1 rRNA gene is annotated in these 442 nt (G+C 54.8%); it reads left to right on the top strand.

The features are described 5' to 3' along the window. Positions 1-442, top strand: a 16S ribosomal RNA gene (locus PGH32_RS24605); the annotation flags it as partial.

The following is a 442-nucleotide window of genomic DNA, read 5'->3' as shown; positions in this document are numbered from 1 at the left end:
CCTACGGGAGGCAGCAGTGGGGAATATTGGGCAATGGGCGAAAGCCTGACCCAGCAACGCCGCGTGAAGGAAGAAGGCCTTCGGGTTGTAAACTTCTTTTATCAGGGACGAAGGAGTGACGGTACCTGATGAATAAGCCACGGCTAACTACGTGCCAGCAGCCGCGGTAATACGTAGGTGGCAAGCGTTATCCGGATTTACTGGGTGTAAAGGGCGTGTAGGCGGAGATGCAAGTTGGGAGTGAAATCCCGGGGCTTAACCCCGGAACTGCTTTCAAAACTGTATCCCTTGAGTATCGGAGAGGCAAGCGGAATTCCTAGTGTAGCGGTGAAATGCGTAGATATTAGGAGGAACACCAGTGGCGAAGGCGGCCTGCTGGACGACAACTGACGCTGAGGCGCGAAAGCGTGGGGAGCAAACAGGATTAGATACCCGGGTAGTC

The sequence above is a fragment of the Erwinia sp. SLM-02 genome (assembly GCF_037450285.1).
Classification (GTDB): Bacteria; Pseudomonadota; Gammaproteobacteria; order Enterobacterales; family Enterobacteriaceae; genus Erwinia.
The sequence above is the reverse complement of the archived record's forward strand: the minus strand, read 5'-3'. Positions and strand labels throughout refer to the sequence as shown.